Raw genomic sequence first — 19007 nt, forward strand, 5'->3', positions numbered from 1 at the left:
CGAACGCTACGCCGCAAACAATCTCGCCACGCTCACATTGGCGCGGCGCTCCACCTGTTCGAAGGTGCATGCCTTCGGCTCTTTATCGGGACGCCACCTCAGGAACTTCGTTCCATGCCGAAACCGTCCGCCCGAGAAATGGTCGTAGCGAACTTCGCACACGAGTTTCGGCTCAAGACGCTCCCATTCGCCGGTGCGCTCTGTACTCCAGCGGCTCGGCCCTCCAGGAGCATTCCCGCTGAATCCGCTGCCGCCCATGTACGGCGACAGTATCTTCTCGAGTTCCTTGCGTTCCTCGGCCTTGAAGCTCGACGTATAGCCGATGTGCTGCAGCAGTCCGCTATCGTCATACAGTCCGAGCAGCAACGAACCCACTTCTCCGCCTTTGCTCGTCCAACGGAAACCGCCTACCACGCAGTCGGCCGTGCGTATGCGCTTGATCTTCTGCATGGCTGTGCGTTCGCCTGAGGCGTAGCTGCAATCGGTCTGCTTCGCGATGACTCCGTCAAACCCGCTCGCCGACAAATCTTTAAGCCAGCGCTCGGCCACCGCACGCTCCAGCGTCACGGGTGAGAGTCGCAGCGCCGAACTGCTGTTGTGAGCGCAGAACTTCAGCAACGCCTGCCTCCGCGCGCTTAAAGGCTCACCAATCAGAGCCTTTCCCTCATCGTCAACAAGGATATCGAAGGCCAGCACCGTCGCCGGAGTTTCACTGGAGAGCTTGCGGATTCGACTCTCCGCGGGATGGATTCGCATCAGCAAGTCGTCGAACCGGAGCTCCCCATTCCGCTCGATCACGATTTCGCCATCAATGACAAATCGCCTCGCAGCCAGGTTCCGAATTTCCTCCACCAGTTCAGGGAAATACCGCGCCAGCGGTTGACCAGCTTTCGATTGCAGCACCACCGTATCGCCGTCGCGGAATACCAGGCAGCGAAAGCCATCCCACTTCGGTTCATATTGATAGTTGCCGCCCGCAGGAATTTTCTCCACTGACTTTGCTTCCATCGGTGGAAATGGCGGCTGGATTGGGAGGTCGAGCGGAGGGAAGCTACCCTGAAGCTCTTCGGCCGGAACTGCGCCCTCCGTGACGGGATCAGGGCGATTCTTCGCAGATTTCTTGGTACGCATACAAACTCAGATTCCGGCATCTGGCGCGCACGCTGCCTGCAATCTCTGCGTCCACAGATTGGATCACAACGCGCAACTCTCGAAACTCTGAATCCGAATCTGTATACTTTCCCTTTCATGCTCAAGGAAACATTACAAGAAGGCCGAAAGGCCGCCGACTTCGCACTCGAGCGTCTGCTTCCGTCCGCCACACAGTATCCCGTATCCATTCATGAGGCCATGCGCCACAGCGTTTTCGCCGGAGGCAAGCGCCTGCGCCCCATCCTGTGCATGGAGGCAGCACGCATGGTCGCTGGCACGCTACCCGATGGCGTCGAGGAACTCGGCGCCGCCATCGAGATGCTGCACACGTATTCCCTCATTCACGACGATCTTCCTGCACTCGATAATGACGACCTCCGCCGCGGACGCCCCACCTGCCACATCGCCTTTGGAGAAGCCACGGCCATCCTCGCCGGCGACGCCCTTCAGAACTGCGCATTTGAAACTATGGCGCGCCTGCGCTGCCCCGCCGAAGCCCGTGTCCGCATCATCGAAGAACTCGCGCATGGCACCGGCACCGTTGACGGCATGATTGGCGGCCAGGTAGTCGATCTCGAATCCGAGCACATCAAGCCCGACGCCAGCACGCTCGAATACATCCATCGCGCGAAGACCGGCGCACTTATCACATCAACGCTCGTCGCAGGATGTATCTACGCCGGGGCAACCGCCACGGAGATTCAGCGCGTACGCGAATTCGGACGTGCTTCCGGCCTCGCTTTTCAGATTGCCGACGACATCCTCGACGTCACGCAGAGTTCCGAGCAGCTCGGCAAAACCGCCGGTAAAGATCAGGCTGTCGAGAAAGCCACGTATCCGTCGCTCTACGGACTGGAACAGTCGGAGCGTATGGCGGACGAGCTGATCAACCGCGCCTGCTCCGCGCTCGACAGCTTCGGCCAACGCGCCGATACGCTAAAGTCGATTGCAAAGTACCTGGTCGAGCGGAAGAAGTAGCCCACCCCGCTCGACGTACCCCGTGCTACGTGTTGAATTCTGAGGCTCTATGAACACGACTGACCTCGACCTCCTCGCCATTGCCGCTCACCGCGACGACGTTGAACAGACCTGCGGCGGCACTCTGCTGAAGATGGCCGCCCTCGGACATCGCACGGGCATCCTCGACCTTACACAAGGCGAGATGGGCACGCGCGGCACGGCAGACGATCGCGCTCGCGAAGCCGCCGAAGCCGCTCGTATTCTCAACCTGTCGTGGCGCTCTGCACTCGATATCCCCGACGGGCGGGTCGAAAACACGTGGGAAAATCGCCTCAAGATTGCTCGCGTCCTGCGCGAGCAACGCCCGCGCGTCGTCATACTCCCTTACTGGAAGGGACGCCACCCCGACCACTACACATGTTCCACCCTCGGTTATGAAGCGTGCTTCCTCGCAGGACTGATGAAGCTGGGCCACGCAGAAGGTTGGACCGAGGACCTGCACGCCATCTCCCAACTCGCGCCGCATCGCCCGTTCAAAATCATCTATGCATCGCTCTACTACGACGTGCGTCCCGCATTTGTTGTCGACATCACGGACCACTTCGAAGCGCGCTTCGAATCGTTGATGGCTTATAAATCCCAGTACGAAAACCAACAGGCTGGGGCCACGGATTTCCCTCTGAGAGAAGAGATCCGCCAGCGTCTGGAAACCATGGCGTCGTTCTACGGGATGCTCGCAGGCGTGAAGTACGCCGAGCCTTTCGTTCAAAAGGAAGTAGGCCTGGTAGGCGATCTCATGATGTTGCCGGTCAAAAGCATCTGAGGTTTACACCAGTTGCCAGTTGCCGGTTCTCAGTAGCCAGTTGCCGGTTTCAAAAAGCCCGAAGTGATCAAAGGGTGTTTCGGCTTCGCTCCTCAAAAGCTGGCCCCCTTAAACACTGCAGTTTCAACTTACCTACCCTGCTTCGAACGCTACAGCTTCAACGCGACGCTCACTCCATCGCGCAGCGGCACGATCGTTGTCCAGAAGTCCTGCATCTGGTAAAGCGCTCGGTTGAACTCGAGAATTGCTTTCGTCGATGACTCGAGCTCTCCAGCTGCCTTCGACGCTCCTGTCGCTTGTGCCACGCGCCCATGCCAAAGCGAGTTATCGGCCACCAGCAATCCACCTTTGCGTACCTTAGGTACAGCCAGTCTCAGCGCGCGGGGATAGTCTTCTTTATCTACGTCGCAAAAGATGATGTCGAACTCGCCCTTCTCTTCCGACAGCAACTCCAGGGCATCGCCCACCAAGACCCGCACTCGATCTTTTACTCCGGCACGGTCCAGGTATCCGCGTGCCTCGTCGGCATTCTTACGAGCGCCATCTGTGTACGTTATGAGGCCATCGTCTCCTACGGCCCGCGCCCACCAGATCGTCGAATAGCCTATGGCCGAACCCAGTTCGAACACCGTCTTCGCGCCGACCATCTTTGCCAACTGATACAACAGTCGACCCACGGCCGGGCCGACGATTGGGATATTCCGCTGCTCGGCCTTCTGCTCCATCTCCTGCAACACGGCATCGCGCGCCGGCAACATCGAATACATGTAATGCTCAACGTCCGGATCTGTGATTCCGTTCATCTTGCTTGTGGCCTCCCTTGCTTCTAACTGGTCACTGACGCTGGCGCCGTCGCATGCAACTGTCTTGTCTGCCCTGGTGTCATGGCCATCACTTCAATGCCAAGTTCGTGCGCCATCTTCTCAAGGTCCTCCGGCTTTCCACTCAGCAGCGGGAACGTGCCAAAGTGCATAGGGATAAGTACCTTCGGACGCAGCAGTCCGCACGCATACTCCACTTCGCGCGGCCCCATGGTGAAGTGACCGCCAATCGGGAGCATTACGATTTCCGGTGAATAGAGTTCCCTGATGATGTGCATATCGCCAAAGACATTCGTGTCGCCGGCGTGGTAGAGCTTCAACCCGTTCTCGAATTCCAGAACGTACCCGCACGGCTCGCCGCCATAAACAATCGACCCGTCGTCTTCCGTGATTCCGCATGAGTGGTCGGCATGCACCATGGTGATCTTCACGCCTTGCTCAAGGATGGCGCCGCCCTTGTTCATCGGATTCGTCTTCTTTACGCCCTTCTTCTCCATCCACGCGCACAACTCGAAGATGCCGACTACAGCCGGCTTGTGCTGCTTAGCCAACTTGACCGCATCTCCGATGTGGTCGAAGTGACCGTGCGTGCACAACATGACATCGATCTTGTTAAGGCGCTTCTGTTCCTCAGGACACATTGGATTGCTCGTTACCCACGGATCAATGACGATCGTCTTCCCTTCCGCCGTGTCAATGCGGAAGGTTGAGTGTCCCAGCCACGTTACGTGGATCGTATCCGCCGTCATAACCGCCCTCGCAGTTCATTCTGCACTCCGAAACGCCGGAGTCAGGTTCGCTACTTCCCGTGCTTGTCGCGCCAGGCCTTGAACCCGCCGGCTAGCGACAGCACATTACGGAAACCCATCTTCTGAAGCATCCAGGCAGCCAACGCCGAGCGGCTGCCGCCGCCGCAGTAAAGCACGATTGTCTTGTCCTTATCGCTCGTTACCTGGTCGATGTTCAGCTCCAGCATTCCGCGCGGAATCGCTACCGCACCCGGAATCATGGACTGCTGTGAATCTTGGCTCTCACGTACGTCGATGATTACCACGTCTTCACCGTTGGCCTGCATCTTCTCTAGTTCATCCAACTCGATCTCTTGAACATCCTTCTTCAATTCGTCCACCAACTGCTTAAATTCCGGCATCGTCATTTGTGCTCGCCTTTCGGTACGACTTGGGATTGTATTGCCTGAAACTCACGGCTGCAACGCGCGGCAACGCAAACTGCTGTACTTGCGCCTTCGTACCCAGCTACACCCAAGGTTATTCACAACAACAGTGCAGGGTGGCTGTTATCATTATCGTCTGAGAAAACAGATGGAGTCTCCTGTCCTGAAGCCAGCCGCATCGGCAGTCGATTCACTTCTACTGGAAGTGGCCGACGTGGTGAACGCCACGCTCGACCTCGACACGCTGCTTCGCCGCGTTTCCGAACTCGTGCGCCGTGTCATCGATTATGAAATATTCGCCATCCTGCTGCTGAACGAGAAAACGCAGGAGATGCGCATACGGTTCCAGGTAGGGCATCCAGAGGAACTGGCCGAACGCATGCGCGTAAAGGTCGGAGAAGGCATCAGCGGAGTTGCCGCGCAGACGCGCGAGCCGGTACTCGTCAGCGACGTTTCCAGTAACGATCACTATATCCACACGGTCAAGGGCGTGCGTTCTGAGCTGGCCATCCCGCTCATTACCAAAAACCGCGTGATCGGCGTTATCGACATAGAGGCTTCGCAGGCCAACTACTTCACAGAAGAGCACAGCCGCCTGCTCACGCTGATCGCTTCGCGCATCGCCATCGGAATCGAGAACGCACGCCTCTACACCCGCGTCTCTCGCCAAGCGAAAACGCTCGTTCTGCTGAACGAGATCAGCCGTGAACTCACGTCGATTCTCAATCTCGATCAGCTTTTCAAGCGCATAGGCGACCTGCTCTCGCGTCTCATCGATTACCAGATGTTCTCCATCCTGCTAATCGATCCCAGCGGTACCACGCTTCAGCATCGTTTTTCGCTGCGGTTCAAAGAGAACATTCCGATCAAGCATGACATCCCGCTCGGCAAGGGACTGGTCGGCCACGCAGCCGGCAACAAGATTGGCGTTCTCGCTCCAGATGTCAGCAAAGACCCGCGATACATCAACCTGAATCCCGAGACGCGCTCCGAACTCTGCGTTCCGCTCGTTTACAAGGACAAGGTTATCGGCGTGCTCGATCTCGAACACACACGCCGGGGTTACTTTACGGAAGAGCACATGCGCACCATTACGACGCTGGCCGCGCAGGTCGCCATCTCGATCGAGAACGCAATGCTCTACGAGCGCATCGCCCGCCAGGAGAAGCGCCTGGAGCAGGACCTGGCCCTCGCGCGCGAGTTGCAGATGCGTCTGCTACCACCCTGCTGCCCTGTCTTGGCGAGAACGGAACTAGCGGCCAAGTTCACTCCCGCTCGCGCAATAGGCGGCGACCTTTACGATTTCCTGCAGTACCAGGGCGATGGGGGCCTCACGGCCGTTGCCATCGGCGACGTCAGTGGAAAGGGCGCTCCCGCTGCCATCTACGCAGCCCTCGTAAGCGGCATCCTCCGCTCACATGCAGCCGAGGAACCTGGCCCGGCGGATATGCTCTCGTGCATTAACCTGTCGCTTGCCGAGCGCCCTATCGCGGGCCAGTTCGTGTCGCTGATCTACGCACTCTGGGACGACCGCGAGCGCCTGCTGCGCATCGCCAACTCCGGCCTGCCACGCCCCATTTATTGCCATAATGGGAAGGTGGAACGCATTGAGGCCACCGGTCTTCCGCTGGGTCTCTTCGCGACCGCCGACTACGACGAGTTCACCTTCCACGCGCATCCCGGCGATCTCTTCGTCTTCTTCAGTGACGGCATTCTGGACGCACGCGATCACACTGGCGACATGTTCGGGCGCGAGCGCGTCGAGCGGATCGTTGCGCGGAACTTCGACCGTACGGCGGACGAAGTCGTTACCGCCATCTTTGACGCGGTCAACGAATACGTTGGTGGGGTAGAAGCATTTGACGACCAGACCGTCGTCGCCCTCAAGCTGCGCAAAGCGGCAACCAAGCCCCAGAGCAAGCGAGCGAAGTGAAACAATCCAGCGCCATGACCGAAGGCCGGCCGCCGGCTTTCCCGTATCGCGGCAATGCCGGTTCACGTGCGCGCTCTTTGCACTGTGATTCCGTTGCGCTTGCCCGTCTGGCGGACAAGTTCGGCACACCGCTCTATGTCTATTCGGCGTCCGCCATTCGCGATCGCTACCGCACATTCGACATGGCCTTCGCGCGCCAACCACACACCATTTGCTACTCGGTCAAGGCGAACTCAAACCTAACAATCCTGAAGTTACTCGCCTCGCTCGGCTCCGGTTTTGATGTCGTTTCCGGCGGCGAACTCGAGCGCGTGCTTTGCGCAGATAAGCGTGCGGCCTCTCGCGTGGTTTTCTCAGGTGTAGGCAAGACGGCCGAAGAGCTTGACGCCGCGCTTCGCGCAGGCATTCTCATGTTTAACCTTGAGAGTGACGCCGAGCTCGACTTGCTCGCCTCGCGAGCTTCGCGTCTACGCAAAACCGCCCGCATCGCTTTTCGCGTAAATCCAGACGTTTTGGCCGAAACGCATCCTTATATCGCCACGGGCCTCTCTGAACACAAGTTTGGCGTGCCCATCGCTCGCGCGCGCGACCTTTACAACCTCGCCGCCGAGCAGGACTACCTTGAACCGGCCGGTATCAGTGTCCACATCGGCTCGCAGATCACCAACGTTTCGCCCTTCCGCGACGCCCTGGATCGCGTCGTCGCCCTGGTGCGCGAACTGCTTGGCGATGGCCTGAACATCAGCTACATCGACGCTGGCGGCGGACTCGGTATCCCCTACCACAACCATCCCGGCACAAGCTTCCACGATGCCGTTCGCCGCTACGCAGAAGCTGTTGCCGCACCGCTTGCCGATCTCGACCTTCACCTTCTGCTCGAACCGGGCCGCGCCATCGTCGCACCCGCAGGAGCGCTCGTAACCCGTGCGCTCTACACCAAGCAGAATGGAAGCAAGCGCTTTCTGATCGTTGACGCCGCTATGAACGATCTCATTCGCCCCGCTCTTTACGGCTCCTATCACGAGATCGTTCCCGTTGAGCAGCGCCGTGCATCGCGGAGCAAGAGCGCCAGCAACGGCACGAGCGCTTTCGACGTTGTCGGACCCATTTGCGAATCTGGAGACTTCTTCGCACGCGACCGCCAGTTGCCCGAGATCACTCCCGGAGAACTCGTCGCCATTCTCGACACGGGAGCTTATGGCATGTCGCTCGCGTCGAACTACAACAGCCGCCCACGTCCCGCCGAAGTTATGGTGGACGGCGCGAAAGTAAAGGTCATCCGCCGCCGCGAATCCCTGGACGACCTCCTCCGCGGGGAACTCTGAGGAAACCGGACATCAGACATTAGACGTTACACGCTAGCAGTTCAGACGACTCGACAAGCAGACATAAAGGCTCTCGTTCGCTAAGACAAGAGACTCGGGAAACAATCAACATGACAAGAAGTGTTCTAACACTGCTCCTCTAAGCTATTCTCCCGATTCCCTATCTATCACTGCTGCTCTACGCTGAGTTGCATAATGTCAGTGCACAGCGGCAGATGCAGCTCAAATCCGAACGTAGCTCATTGCTGCTGGTGCTTGACGGAGTATCTCGTCGGTTTCAGCCATGCTCGTTGCAATACCGTGTTCTGCAGGAAGAGGTGCGAAATCGAAGCGCGCTTCTGGCTGCTTGATCAACTCAACGCCGTCGAGGCTGCCCGCAAATCCGAACCCGAACAACCCAGCGGCTCACAATAACGGGCGGCATCTCCCTACGACATCCATGCGGCGGGTTGACGCGCGAAAGAGGCGACGCCGCAGCGCCGCCAATGTTCGCTTAGTAGCTCAGTACTGCCTCTCTTTACTCCAGACAATTTTCCCGCCGACCATGGTCATATCCACGGAGACGTCCTTAATCGCGGCTGGCACGATGGAGAAGATGTCGTCGCTCAGCAGCACCATGTCCGCCAGTTTTCCCGGCGTGATCGAACCCTTCTCTTGCTCCTGAAACTCCGCGTAGGCTGAGCCCATGGTGTATGCCTCGACAGCCTCTCCGACCTTCAACTTCTGTTCCGGCACCCACCCGTCGGGATTCTTTCCGTCCAGCGTTGCCCTTGTTACGGCCGCATAGATAGTCAGCAGCGGATTCAGTGGCGCAACGTCCCAGTCCGTCCCCAGCGCCAGGCGAACCTTGTTGTCCAGAAATGTCCGGAAGGCGTAGGTTCGCCGCAGTCTATCCGCGCCGATACGCTTCTCCGCCCAGCGTCCGTCGTCGATCGCGTGGTACGGCTGCACGGAAGCGATGACCTGTAATTCGCGGAAGCGCGCGAAGTCCTTCTCCGCGACGTGCTGTGCGTGTTCAATCCTGAACCTGCGGTCGCGGACGCCGTTCGCCTTTGCGACCTCAGCCATCAGGTCCAGCGATATCGAAATCGCCTGGTCGCCGATAGCGTGCACGCAGTTCTGTAGCCCCGCCGCGTCGCTCGCTTGAAGCCGCTGGCGCATTTTCGACAGCGGAATCATATCTTCGCCGAGCAGTCCTTTTGTCTTGGGCGCATCCGTGTATGGCTGGAAGAAGTATGCCGTAGTCGATCCCAGTGAACCGTCTGCGAAAGACTTCAGCGCGCCCAACCGAAGGTATGACGGCCCGAACGCCCGCCGTATGCCGAGTTTCGCCTGGTCCTCCCAACCTGACAGCCGGGGGGCGGCGTAGATGCGCGTCGTCAACTCCCCTTTATCCTCAAGCTCCACGTACGCCGCAACATCCGCGTACGTCGGGCCCATATCCTGAACACTCGTTACGCCCAGCCGCCCCGCATGTGTCAGCGCGCGGTGCACGGCGCGCATCCGCCGCTCAGGCGTCATCGGCGGAACCTTGGCCAACACCAGATCCATGGCGGAATCTTTCAGCACACCCGTGGGATTGCCTCGGGCGTCGCGCACGATGGTTCCGCCCGGAGGATCTTTTGTCTCCCGCTTGATGCCGGCCAACGCTAGCGCCGCCGAGTTCGCCAGTGCCATGTGCGCGTCGTATCGATTCACGAAGACTGGCGTCTGCCCCGTACCCGCATCGATCAGTTCCTTCGTCGGTAACTGCGCCGGCTTCCAACGCTGATCGTCCCAATCGCCCCCCATTACCCATTCGCCCTTTGGAGTGCGCTTTGCCCGCTCGATGATTCGCGCCGCGAATTCCTTCTGAGAATCCGCATCCCTCAGTTCCACGCTATCCAGTTGCAGCCCGCCGAGAACGAAGTGCACATGTGCGTCATTGAATCCCGGCAGGAGCAACCTGCCAGCGGCGTCGATGACTTTCGTGTTACTGCCGCGCCAGGCGTCGATTTCGGCCGCCGTGCCTACCCCCACGATGCGATCTCGAATGACGGCGACAGCTTCGGCTTTAGGACGGTCCACATCGACCGTCCAAACCTTTGCGTTGGTGATGATGGTGTCCGCCGCCGGCCTCTGCTGCGCTTGCATATCCCGCGTCTTACCTGCAATCAACAGCGCTGTCAGCGCAAAAAGAAAAAGCTGCGGCGTTCGCAGCTTGTACGATCTCGTTTTCATCATTGTCATGCCGAAACCCCACAGACCCGGTTTCACTTATGTTGCTACCGTTGTCCCCATTTCAGCTTATTTCGCAGCACGTCAAAGAACGTCTTGCGCATACGCAGAAGCCGTACCGTATGCGACGCCTTCCGGCACTCCACGCGATCGCCATCCCGCACCGGAACGCCGGTCTGTCCGTCGATCGTCAGGAACCCTTGTTCGTCTTCACTCTGCACAACGATCTCGATCTTCGACGAATCCCGCACGACTAGCGGCCTGTGCGTCAGCGAGTGCGGACAAACAGGCGTAACGACAAATGCATCCACCGCAGGCATAAGGATCGGCCCGCCTGCCGCTAGTGAATACGCTGTCGATCCCGTGGGCGTGGACACGATCACTCCATCCGCCTTGTAGCTAACCACGAAGGCATCGTCGATGAAAAGATCGAAGCCGACCAGTCGTGCCAGGGCGCTCTTGTTCACCACTGCATCGTTCAGCGCGTCGTAGTTTGCTACGTACTGGCTGTCGCGCATCAGCCGGCACGCAAGCATCGCGCGCTCTTCCATCGGGCAGGTGCCCGTGTTGACCGCATCGAGCGTCGAGTAAACATCGCTCAGCGCAACCTCGGTTAGAAATCCCAACGACCCCAAGTTCACCGCCAGGATCGGGACGCCGTGACTCGACACCGATCTTGCTGCCGACAGCAGCGTGCCATCGCCGCCCAACACCAGCGCGAAATCCGGCCTTTGTGCGCCCAATTGCGAGCGTGGCAGCACGTTCTCGTTCGAACCGTACACCGCAGTCTCTTCATCCATCAGCACGCGATAGCCATGGTCGTAAAACCATTGAAGAATGTCGGGAACAACGTCCCTTAATTCCGCCTTCGACGGCTTCGAGATGATTGCTGCGGTTTTCATTGTCCAGCTATTCACCAACACTCAACCAACAATGACCGTCTCCGGCCAGTTTGCATACAACAGGAACTCCTTGTTCCCCTCAGCGCCTCGAATCGGCGACTCAATCACATCAACGTTTCGCCCACCCAGTCGCTCAACTTCGGCTCGAACCTTGGCGACGGCACCCAGTTGGGCTTGCTCGTCGCGCACGATGCCACCCTTCCCGACCTTGCTGCGTCCGACTTCGAACTGCGGCTTTACCAGCAACACGGCCTCTCGCCGCATCTCCGGCTTTCCTACCCACGCAGCCCGTATGACCGCCGGGAGGACGAGTGTAGCAGAGATGAACGACACGTCCATCGAGACGAACTCTATCTGCTCGGGCACCTGCTCAGGCAGCAGCTTACGCGCATTCGTCTTCTCCAGAAGACGCACCCGCACGTCTGCTCGCAGTCGCGCATCGATCTGTCCATAACCGGTATCGACGGCTACAACTTTCGCCGCGCCATTCTGCAACATGCAATCCGTAAAACCGCCGGTGGAAGCGCCAATGTCCATGCAAACGCGTCCGGCGAGATCGATGCTCCAGTGCTCGAGCGCCTTCTCCAGCTTCAAACCCCCGCGACTGACATATTTCAGATCGTCGCCGAGCAACCGAATCGCCGCGTCGTCCGCAACCGGCGAGCCTGCCTTCTGCACCTTCTGCTCGTTCACCAGGACGCGGCCTGCCAATATCATCGCTTGCGCGCGCTCCCGCGACGGCACCAGGCCGCGATCCACCAATAATTTGTCGATACGAATTTTCACAGTCGCTGCCAGCCTAGCACAACGGTGTAGGCAATCAGATCACCACTTCTCTCCTCACATGCCACCCGTTCTCTTACCGCGCAATAAATTTGTTCCCGCAGGAACTGCATAGCCCGGACGCACCCATCATTGTGCAATCTGCAGAAACATTCATTCGGCGGATAGTTGGAAAAGTACCTAACCCCTTTTCCACAGTGTTATGCACACTCGTTGTTGAAATCGTCTGTGCCCACGTCTCTCGCGTGACAGTTTTCGTCCTCGCACTCCACCGATGCTTCCCGGTTCGAAATTCTCTAACAACTCTCTCCTCACAAAACGGACCATCTCTCGGCATGATTTAGAATGGCTCTGCTTTTACTACGGAAACCTATTAATGCCGACACCAAAGAAGGCGCTGCGTACGCGCCGAAAGCCTGAACTGCGATCCACGCCCGATACCCCATCAGCTGTTACGCCGCAGAACATAGTCCCTCTCGGCCGCGAACTGCTGGAGCGACTCTACGGTGCCATGCTTAAGTGCCGCCTCGTGGAAGAACGCACTCGCCGCGCCTTTCCTCACGCTGCTACCGCCCACAAAAACTGGCTCGGGCAGGAAGCCGTTTATGTCGGCAGCACTCTGCAACTAACCGATAACGACACGCTTGCGCCCTCGGAGCACGATTCTTTTGCGCAGATCATCAAGGGCACGCCACTTCGATTCATCTTCGCGCAACGCTTTGCCGCTGAAGACTCGCGCTCGCTCGCCGCTCACTGCGGCTACGCTCCGCGCAATGTCATCACGCCTTCGTCGAAGGACGGTGCAAACATCCACATCGCTGCCGGTGTCGCGCTCACCAGCAAGTTGCAGAAAAGTGCAGGCGTAGTCGTTGCACTTTGCGGTCCTATTACACATTCAGGCGCATGGCAAGACGCGCTGAGATTCGCGGGCGCGCTGAAATTGCCTATGTTATTTGTTGTGGAGAGCAGGCTTGCGGCATCAACTCGGCAAGCAGGGCAACCCGCCTCTAAGCAGCTTGCGGCGGAAGCAGCGGCCTATGGCGTAGCTCGCATCAGCGTGGACGCCGATGACGTAATCGCCATCTATCGGGTAGCGCATGAGGCAATCCATCGCGCTCGCATCGGAAGAGGCCCGTCACTGATCGAGTGCGTCAGCGCCCCTGTCCGCAACAGTGGGCGCGATCCCCTCGCTCATCTTGAACGCTATATGCGCCGTTACAACGTCTGGTCGGACCAGTGGCGCGACGACATCATCCGGACATACACCGCAGAGATTAACGCGGCTATAAAGGTCGCCAGAAAGTCACCCTTTCTGGAGCCAGAACAGGCTCTTTCTCTTTAACGGCCTTCCCACGCTGCCAGACTGTGCTCATCCGAACCAGCACAGAAGCACGGCCGTAGCCGTGCTTTTGACGCTCTGGCACGAGCATATTCAAAGGACGTCGCGCTCACCCGCATACAGATTGGCGACGCGTACTGGACGCGCAAGCAACAATTCACTCAGGACTTGCGGGAGCCTAAGCACGCTTTCGCCTTTTACGAAGAGCGCGTCGGCACCCGCCATCTTCCAGTCGCCGGGAGGAATCGGCATCGCTGTCAGCAGCGCTACCACCGTCCGCACATTGGACGCTTTCACCGCTCGCACCACCTCAAAACCAGCCGTCGGTGTCTCCATCCTCATATCGGTTACCACAATGTCGAACGTCTCTCGTTCCACGGCAATCTTCGCGTCCGCCGCGCAGCTGCATGTCTGCACTTCGTAATCCTCGCGTTCAAGAACCGCAAGCAACAACTCGCGAATCGCCTCTTCATCGTCCACTAGCAGGACTTTCAGTCCCATGCCACCTCATTTAAATTTAGGTTGAGCGCTCGCCGGCATTCGCCATTTCCGGCTCGGAATACTCCACGCGGCGCGACAGCGCGTCCGCCGTTGCGTCTTTCAACGCGAGGTTGATGCGATCCACCGCATCCGTCGCCACGCGGATCGACTCCTGATCACCCGACTTCTGTACTGCAAGAGATAGGGGAAATACTGCATTGCGAATATGGTGATTAAGCTCGGACACAATTGCCGCTCGATCGATCGCCGCGCGGTAATGTATCTCTTCTTGCCTGAGTTGAATTCCTAAACACACCACAGTGGCCAGCAATCCCGGGATTACGTCGCCGATCACTTGTTGAATAAACCGGCCTCGATCCATGGGCATATTCGCCATATCGATCAAGATCGCCGCACCCGTGACTAACAGGCCGGCAGCTAATGCCACCAGAACCTTCTTTGGATTTCGCGAGCGCTTCCGCATATGACACCATCCGGTTATTCGTTTAGAAAGCCTACTCCCGCAGATTCCTCACCTCAATCGGGTTTGCTACCTAAAAGACATACGGTTGACCTTAGACCTATCCAAACAACTCGCGTCCTGAATATCCAATTGCACGTGAGATGCCATGCCACAACCAAAAGCAAATGCCGGGAAGAAAGTCTCTTCCCGGCATCCGATTCCTGGGATCCCAGTTGTAGATAGTCAGGTTCCTACTTATAAATCGAGAACTGCTCCTTCGGAGGCTGGAGCTTAATCGTGAACTCGTGCTTCGGCTTCTTGATTTCATAATCCTCACCGAAGGTCTGGAACCCGCGTGCAATCACTTGCACACGAAGCTTTCCGAATGGCATCGCGGGCACCATGGTCTTCCCCTCTGCGTCCGTCTTTACCTGCACCCCGCCCTTGTCCTGCTTGCCTTCTGAAAGGGTATGCAGGATAACGCTGGCATTGCGCACAGGCTTCCCGTTGGTTGCTTTCACGACTGTGAACTGTAGGTCTGCGGAACTTGGGGGAACTTTATCATCTCCGCCGAAAGCTGATAGACCAAGTACAAGCAACAGACTCACGATAAGCGCAATTCGTTTCATCATCGGAAGCACTCCAGCGGCGCGAAGATTGCCGCGCACTCTGTTGCTCATTTTACGCTCACCGCCAAAGACGGGCGGCGCGCAATAAAAAACCCGCCGTCCTGGCGGGCTGTCGGTCGCAACGCAGCTTTAAATCGTGTTCAGTTTTTCACGATCAGTATTTCACGATGCACTACTCTTCTAGTTGGTCCTTCTCTTTAACGTTGGACGCTCATCATCCTTCTTTTCACCGTCAGTGGAGGTTCCCGACGACTCCGGTCCACGCCGGTGCAGCGTTGGCCGCGACAGGTTCTGCGACTCGAAACGACTGCGATTTACCAGAGCCGCCAGCCGGCTCTTGACCTCCTGGAATTCGCTGGTATCCACCACGTACTGCTCTTTCGGTGGCAACAGTACTTCTATCTCTTGCTGCGCGCGCTTGATGCGGTCCTCCGTCATGGGGTGCGTCTGGAACGCCTTTGCAAGGAAGTTTGATTTCTTCTTGTCCTGCAGCTTGATCTTCTCGAAAAACTGAATGAACGCCGCCGGATCGTAACCCGTCGCGTACTGATACTCGATGCCCAGCAGGTCCGCTTCGCGCTCGGCGTCCCGGCTGAACTTCAGAAACGACATCGGCACGGCCAATCCCGCTACCTGCCGGACTGCATACCCTGCCGGTCCGCCGACGAAGATCAGGGGAATGGAAGCGATATTCCATATCTCGCCCTTCGTCGCGTTCTTCGTCGCGTGCCGTGCGGCGACGTGCGCGATCTCGTGCGCCATGACGCCTGCCAGTTCGGCTTCGCTGTCGGCTGCCATAATCAGCCCACTATTCACGTAGAAGAAGCCGCCTGGCAGCGCAAACGCATTGACCTCGTCGTTGTCGACAACTTTGATCGTGAACGGAACCTGCGCGTCCGAATTGCGGACGATCTGTTGTCCCAATCGGTTTATATACTCCGTGATAACCGGATCACTAAGCAGCTTCGAGCTGCTCTCTACTTCCAGCGATAGCTCCTTGCCGAGCGCCTGTTCCTTAGTGAGCGAGTATAGGTTGATCCCCTTGCCTACACCGCGGTAACCGATTCTGCTGATGTCGTACTTCTTGCCGAATTTCTTCCCTAACTTGTGCCCAGCCTCCCGCAAATCTACGCTGGGCAGCGGCGCAACGCGCGGCAGCAGAACCCTGTCGAAAGTGGGTAAGCTACGGGGCAGGTCATCGACAGATATTGCCGGTGGACCTGGAACCGAACTTTGGGCCGCAGGTAAAGCGATCTGAGCCCTGGCCGGCACAGGGGCCAATCCACCAAAAACCAGCAGCACCGCGCAACGCACAATATTGGAAAAGGACCAACCCGGCGATACAAAAGGATGGAAGTTGCGGGAGACCTGGGGAACTGACACGCTGCACCAACTTCTAGGCCCGACGGCGGTTTGCTGCCGCTCTCGCCCGCCAGGGCTCCACCGAGGCGAGCGTGTTTAGTTTAGAGACCAGCGACGGGCACCTTGTTGCCCAATCTAGTGTGTACGATCTAGTAAATGTGCGACGACATACGTCTCGCATGGCCTCGAACAGGCTTGCCCTGGGTGCCTGCGCGCTTCGCCTCTGGAACAAAGACTTGAGTGCAATACGCTCATACCCTTGACTCGCGCGTTGCCTTTCCACTATTATTGGCACTCGTTGGGTTGGAGTGCTAACAATCAGCTCAGGGGTTCTCCCGAGGCTTCTCCCCCCAGCACAGGTTTCCTGGAGTGCAGCTCCGCTGAACACCTCAGCGGTTCTTCTGGGACAGTCAAAACGCCGTACATCAATGAACAGATTCGAAAGGAGTTTTCGAGATGGCAACGAAGCTTACTCCGCTGCATGACCGCATCGTGGTCCGCCGCGTCGAGGAATCAGAGACGACCCGTGGTGGCATTATCATCCCCGATTCCGCAAAAGATAAGCCGCAGGAAGGCGAAGTCATCGCCGTCGGCAAAGGAAAGAGCAACGAGGAAGGCAAAATCAGCCCCCTGGAAGTCAAGGCTGGCGACCGCATCCTCTTCGGCAAGTATGCCGGCACCGAAATCAAGATCGATGGCGAAGAGTTCCTCATCATGCGTGAGGAAGAAGTTCTCGGCATCCTCGAAGGCGCAGCCAAGAAAGCCTCGAAGTAAGTTTCTGCGGGCGTCCCTTGCCCGCACCGAACCTTGCGCGACTCGCCACCCGCGACTCGCGACTGATCTAGGAGATTTGATTATGGCAAAACAGATTGTGCACGGCGAGGAGTCCCGTCAGGCGATCCTCCGTGGCGTCAATGTTCTGGCAGACGCCGTGAAAGTTACGCTCGGTCCCAAGGGCCGCAACGTCGTTATAGAAAAGAAGTTCGGTTCCCCGACCATCACCAAGGACGGCGTTACCGTTGCGAAAGAAATCGAACTGAAGGATTCGCTCGAGAATATGGGCGCGCAGATGGTTCGTGAAGTCGCCAGCAAGACAAGCGATGTTGCCGGTGACGGCACCACGACGGCGACCGTTCTCGCCCAGTCCATTTTCCGCGAGGGCGTCAAGACCGTTGCCGCCGGCGCGAACCCAATGGCGCTGAAGCGCGGCATCGACAAGGCCATCCAGACCGTTTGCGGCACCCTCGACAAAGACGGCAACCGTAACAAGGGCACGCTCGACGAGCTTTCGAAGCCCGTCACCGGCGAAATGATTGCCCAGGTCGGCACCATTTCCGCTAACAACGATGACACGATCGGCCACATCATCGCCGAAGCGATGAAGAAGGTTGGCAAGGACGGCGTCATCACCGTTGAAGAAGCCAAGACGATGGAAACGCAGCTGGAAGTCGTCGAAGGCATGCAGTTCGATCGTGGCTACCTTTCACCGTACATGGTCACCGATCCCGAGCGCATGGAAGCAATTCTCGAGAACGCGCTCATCCTCATTCACGAGAAGAAGATCTCCTCAATGAAGGATTTGCTCCCCATCCTCGAGCAGATCGCCAAGGCAGGCCGTCCTCTGCTCATTATTGCTGAAGACGTCGAAGGCGAGGCTCTTGCCACGCTCGTCGTCAACAAGCTCCGTGGCACGCTGCAAGTTTGCGCCGTAAAGGCCCCTGGCTTCGGCGACCGCCGCAAGGCAATGCTGCAGGACATCGCCATCCTCACCGGCGGCAAGGCCGTTACCGAAGATCTCGGCATCAAGCTTGAGAACGTTCAAATGGGCGATCTCGGCCAGGCCAAGAAGATTACCGTCGACAAGGACAACACCACCATCGTCGAAGGGAAGGGCAAGTCGGGCGACATCGAAGGCCGCGTGAAGGAAATTCGCAGCCAGGTCGACAAGACCACCAGCGACTACGACCGCGAGAAGCTCCAGGAACGCCTGGCGAAGCTCGTCGGCGGCGTTGCCGTGATCAAAGTCGGCGCGGCGACCGAAACCGAAATGAAGGAAAAGAAAGCTCGCGTCGAAGACGCGATGCACGCTACCCGCGCTGCCGTCGAAGAAGGCATCGTCCCGGGCGGCGGTGTAGCCCTCATTCGCTGCATCCCGGCGATTGAAGCGCTCGGCAAGAGCCTTGAAGGCGATGAGCGCATCGGCGCCAACATCGTCAAGCGCGCCCTCGAAGAGCCTCTCCGCCAGATCGTCGCCAACGCTGGCGAAGAAGGCGCAGTGATCATCGGCCGCATCCGTGATTCGAAGGACATCGCTTTCGGCTACAACGCCCAGAGCAGCGAATTCGTGGACCTGGTGAAGGCCGGCGTCATCGACCCGACCAAGGTAACCCGCACCGCACTGCAGAACGCAGGCTCCATCGCCTCGCTCATGCTGACGACGGAAGCCCTCGTAGCCGAAATCCCGGAGGAGAAGAAAGAAGCTCCAATGCCCGGCGGCCATGGCGGCGGAATGGGAATGTACTAAGAAGCAGTAGCTAGCTGATAACGGAAAGCCCCGCTCGCTTGGAGCGGGGCTTTTCTTGTGCACCCAGAGCGCTAACCGCCGCCCCATTTGCGCGAGCGTCATTCGCGGTGAGCACATAGC

Annotated in this window: 18 protein-coding genes; 7 read left to right on the forward strand and 11 right to left on the reverse strand. The window is 58.3% G+C overall.

What is annotated here, in order from left to right:
* Positions 1-6: 6 nt before the first annotated feature.
* The gene (locus tag VN622_04610; GenBank protein ID HWR35136.1) at positions 7-1131 is read right to left on the reverse strand and encodes an ATP-dependent DNA ligase; all 1125 of its coding nucleotides are present in this window, start codon (positions 1129-1131) and stop codon (positions 7-9) included.
* Between the two features lie 117 nt (positions 1132-1248).
* Between VN622_04610 and VN622_04615 the strand changes: the two genes are divergently transcribed.
* The gene (locus VN622_04615; protein ID HWR35137.1) at positions 1249-2130 is read left to right on the forward strand and encodes a farnesyl diphosphate synthase; all 882 of its coding nucleotides are present in this window, start codon (positions 1249-1251) and stop codon (positions 2128-2130) included.
* Positions 2131-2179: 49 nt separating this feature from the next.
* Entirely contained in the window at positions 2180-2935 is a 756-nt protein-coding gene (bshB1, locus tag VN622_04620; GenBank protein ID HWR35138.1) for a bacillithiol biosynthesis deacetylase BshB1, read from the forward strand.
* Between the two features lie 149 nt (positions 2936-3084).
* On the opposite strand, the gene VN622_04625 is transcribed toward bshB1, so the two are convergent.
* From VN622_04625 to VN622_04635, 3 genes are read right to left on the reverse strand one after another with little or no spacing between them, the layout of a single operon-like run.
* Positions 3085-3738, reverse strand: coding sequence for an O-methyltransferase (locus tag VN622_04625; protein HWR35139.1), 654 nt, complete (start codon positions 3736-3738; stop codon positions 3085-3087).
* Positions 3739-3761: 23 nt separating this feature from the next.
* Positions 3762-4505, reverse strand: coding sequence for a metal-dependent hydrolase (locus tag VN622_04630; GenBank protein HWR35140.1), 744 nt, complete (start codon positions 4503-4505; stop codon positions 3762-3764).
* 50 nt (positions 4506-4555) lie between these two features.
* Positions 4556-4912 carry a rhodanese-like domain-containing protein gene (locus VN622_04635; protein HWR35141.1) on the reverse strand — a complete coding sequence of 119 codons (357 nt, stop codon included), beginning with the start codon at positions 4910-4912 and terminating at the stop codon, positions 4556-4558.
* Between the two features lie 166 nt (positions 4913-5078).
* Here VN622_04635 and VN622_04640 point away from each other — a divergent pair, with 166 nt between their 5' ends.
* Both VN622_04640 and lysA read left to right on the forward strand, forming a co-directional pair.
* Positions 5079-6863, forward strand: coding sequence for a SpoIIE family protein phosphatase (locus tag VN622_04640; GenBank protein HWR35142.1), 1785 nt, complete (start codon positions 5079-5081; stop codon positions 6861-6863).
* Positions 6860-8188 (forward strand): diaminopimelate decarboxylase, encoded by a 1329-nt coding sequence (lysA, locus tag VN622_04645; protein HWR35143.1) that lies wholly within the window; start codon positions 6860-6862, stop codon positions 8186-8188. The genes VN622_04640 and lysA overlap by 4 nt, the downstream gene beginning before the upstream one ends.
* Positions 8189-8689: 501 nt before the next feature.
* Here the strand turns inward: lysA and VN622_04650 are convergent.
* The 3 genes from VN622_04650 to VN622_04660 are packed head-to-tail and all read right to left on the reverse strand — an operon-like array spanning position 8690 to position 12093.
* Positions 8690-10411, reverse strand: coding sequence for an amidohydrolase (locus VN622_04650; protein ID HWR35144.1), 1722 nt, complete (start codon positions 10409-10411; stop codon positions 8690-8692).
* Positions 10412-10452: 41 nt separating this feature from the next.
* Complete coding sequence (locus tag VN622_04655) at positions 10453-11307, reverse strand: NAD(+)/NADH kinase (protein HWR35145.1); 855 nt, start codon at positions 11305-11307, stop codon at positions 10453-10455.
* Between the two features lie 21 nt (positions 11308-11328).
* Positions 11329-12093, reverse strand: a complete 765-nt coding sequence (locus VN622_04660; protein HWR35146.1) for a TlyA family RNA methyltransferase — start codon at positions 12091-12093, stop codon at positions 11329-11331.
* Between the two features lie 373 nt (positions 12094-12466).
* Between VN622_04660 and VN622_04665 the strand changes: the two genes are divergently transcribed.
* Complete coding sequence (locus tag VN622_04665) at positions 12467-13432, forward strand: thiamine pyrophosphate-dependent enzyme (protein ID HWR35147.1); 966 nt, start codon at positions 12467-12469, stop codon at positions 13430-13432.
* A 90-nt stretch (positions 13433-13522) separates the two neighbouring features.
* Here the strand turns inward: VN622_04665 and VN622_04670 are convergent, their stop codons facing one another.
* The 4 genes from VN622_04670 to VN622_04685 all read right to left on the reverse strand — a co-directional run bounded on the left by VN622_04670 (position 13523) and on the right by VN622_04685 (position 16384).
* On the reverse strand, positions 13523-13930 hold the full coding sequence (locus VN622_04670) for a response regulator (protein ID HWR35148.1): 408 nt from the start codon (positions 13928-13930) through the stop codon (positions 13523-13525).
* A 16-nt stretch (positions 13931-13946) separates the two neighbouring features.
* On the reverse strand, positions 13947-14357 hold the full coding sequence (locus VN622_04675; GenBank protein HWR35149.1) for a hypothetical protein: 411 nt from the start codon (positions 14355-14357) through the stop codon (positions 13947-13949).
* Between the two features lie 266 nt (positions 14358-14623).
* Positions 14624-15052, reverse strand: a complete 429-nt coding sequence (locus VN622_04680; GenBank protein HWR35150.1) for a carboxypeptidase-like regulatory domain-containing protein — start codon at positions 15050-15052, stop codon at positions 14624-14626.
* 129 nt (positions 15053-15181) lie between these two features.
* Positions 15182-16384 (reverse strand): M48 family metallopeptidase, encoded by a 1203-nt coding sequence (locus tag VN622_04685; protein HWR35151.1) that lies wholly within the window; start codon positions 16382-16384, stop codon positions 15182-15184.
* A gap of 435 nt (positions 16385-16819) precedes the next feature.
* On the opposite strand from VN622_04685, the gene groES reads away from it, so the two are divergent.
* Positions 16820-17137, forward strand: a complete 318-nt coding sequence (groES, locus tag VN622_04690) for a co-chaperone GroES (GenBank protein ID HWR35152.1) — start codon at positions 16820-16822, stop codon at positions 17135-17137.
* A gap of 82 nt (positions 17138-17219) precedes the next feature.
* The gene (gene groL, locus VN622_04695; protein HWR35153.1) at positions 17220-18887 is read left to right on the forward strand and encodes a chaperonin GroEL; all 1668 of its coding nucleotides are present in this window, start codon (positions 17220-17222) and stop codon (positions 18885-18887) included.
* Positions 18888-19007: the final 120 nt, after the last annotated feature.

It is taken from the genome of Clostridia bacterium (assembly GCA_035561135.1).
Taxonomy (GTDB): domain Bacteria; phylum Acidobacteriota; class Terriglobia; order Terriglobales; family Acidobacteriaceae; genus DATMYA01.

Excerpts from the sequence above, each read along its gene's own strand:
- VN622_04610 (HWR35136.1), bottom strand. The coding sequence starts at position 1,131 with ATGCGTACCAAGAAATCTGCGAAGAATCGCCCTGATCCCGTCACGGAG.
- VN622_04615 (HWR35137.1), top strand. The coding sequence starts at position 1,249 with ATGCTCAAGGAAACATTACAAGAAGGCCGAAAGGCCGCCGACTTCGCA.
- bshB1 (HWR35138.1), top strand. The coding sequence starts at position 2,180 with ATGAACACGACTGACCTCGACCTCCTCGCCATTGCCGCTCACCGCGAC.
- VN622_04625 (HWR35139.1), bottom strand. The coding sequence starts at position 3,738 with ATGAACGGAATCACAGATCCGGACGTTGAGCATTACATGTATTCGATG.
- VN622_04630 (HWR35140.1), bottom strand. The coding sequence starts at position 4,505 with ATGACGGCGGATACGATCCACGTAACGTGGCTGGGACACTCAACCTTC.
- VN622_04635 (HWR35141.1), bottom strand. The coding sequence starts at position 4,912 with ATGACGATGCCGGAATTTAAGCAGTTGGTGGACGAATTGAAGAAGGAT.
- VN622_04640 (HWR35142.1), top strand. The coding sequence starts at position 5,079 with ATGGAGTCTCCTGTCCTGAAGCCAGCCGCATCGGCAGTCGATTCACTT.
- VN622_04650 (HWR35144.1), bottom strand. The coding sequence starts at position 10,411 with ATGATGAAAACGAGATCGTACAAGCTGCGAACGCCGCAGCTTTTTCTT.
- VN622_04655 (HWR35145.1), bottom strand. The coding sequence starts at position 11,307 with ATGAAAACCGCAGCAATCATCTCGAAGCCGTCGAAGGCGGAATTAAGG.
- VN622_04665 (HWR35147.1), top strand. The coding sequence starts at position 12,467 with ATGCCGACACCAAAGAAGGCGCTGCGTACGCGCCGAAAGCCTGAACTG.
- VN622_04670 (HWR35148.1), bottom strand. The coding sequence starts at position 13,930 with ATGGGACTGAAAGTCCTGCTAGTGGACGATGAAGAGGCGATTCGCGAG.
- VN622_04680 (HWR35150.1), bottom strand. The coding sequence starts at position 15,052 with ATGAGCAACAGAGTGCGCGGCAATCTTCGCGCCGCTGGAGTGCTTCCG.
- groES (HWR35152.1), top strand. The coding sequence starts at position 16,820 with ATGGCAACGAAGCTTACTCCGCTGCATGACCGCATCGTGGTCCGCCGC.
- groL (HWR35153.1), top strand. The coding sequence starts at position 17,220 with ATGGCAAAACAGATTGTGCACGGCGAGGAGTCCCGTCAGGCGATCCTC.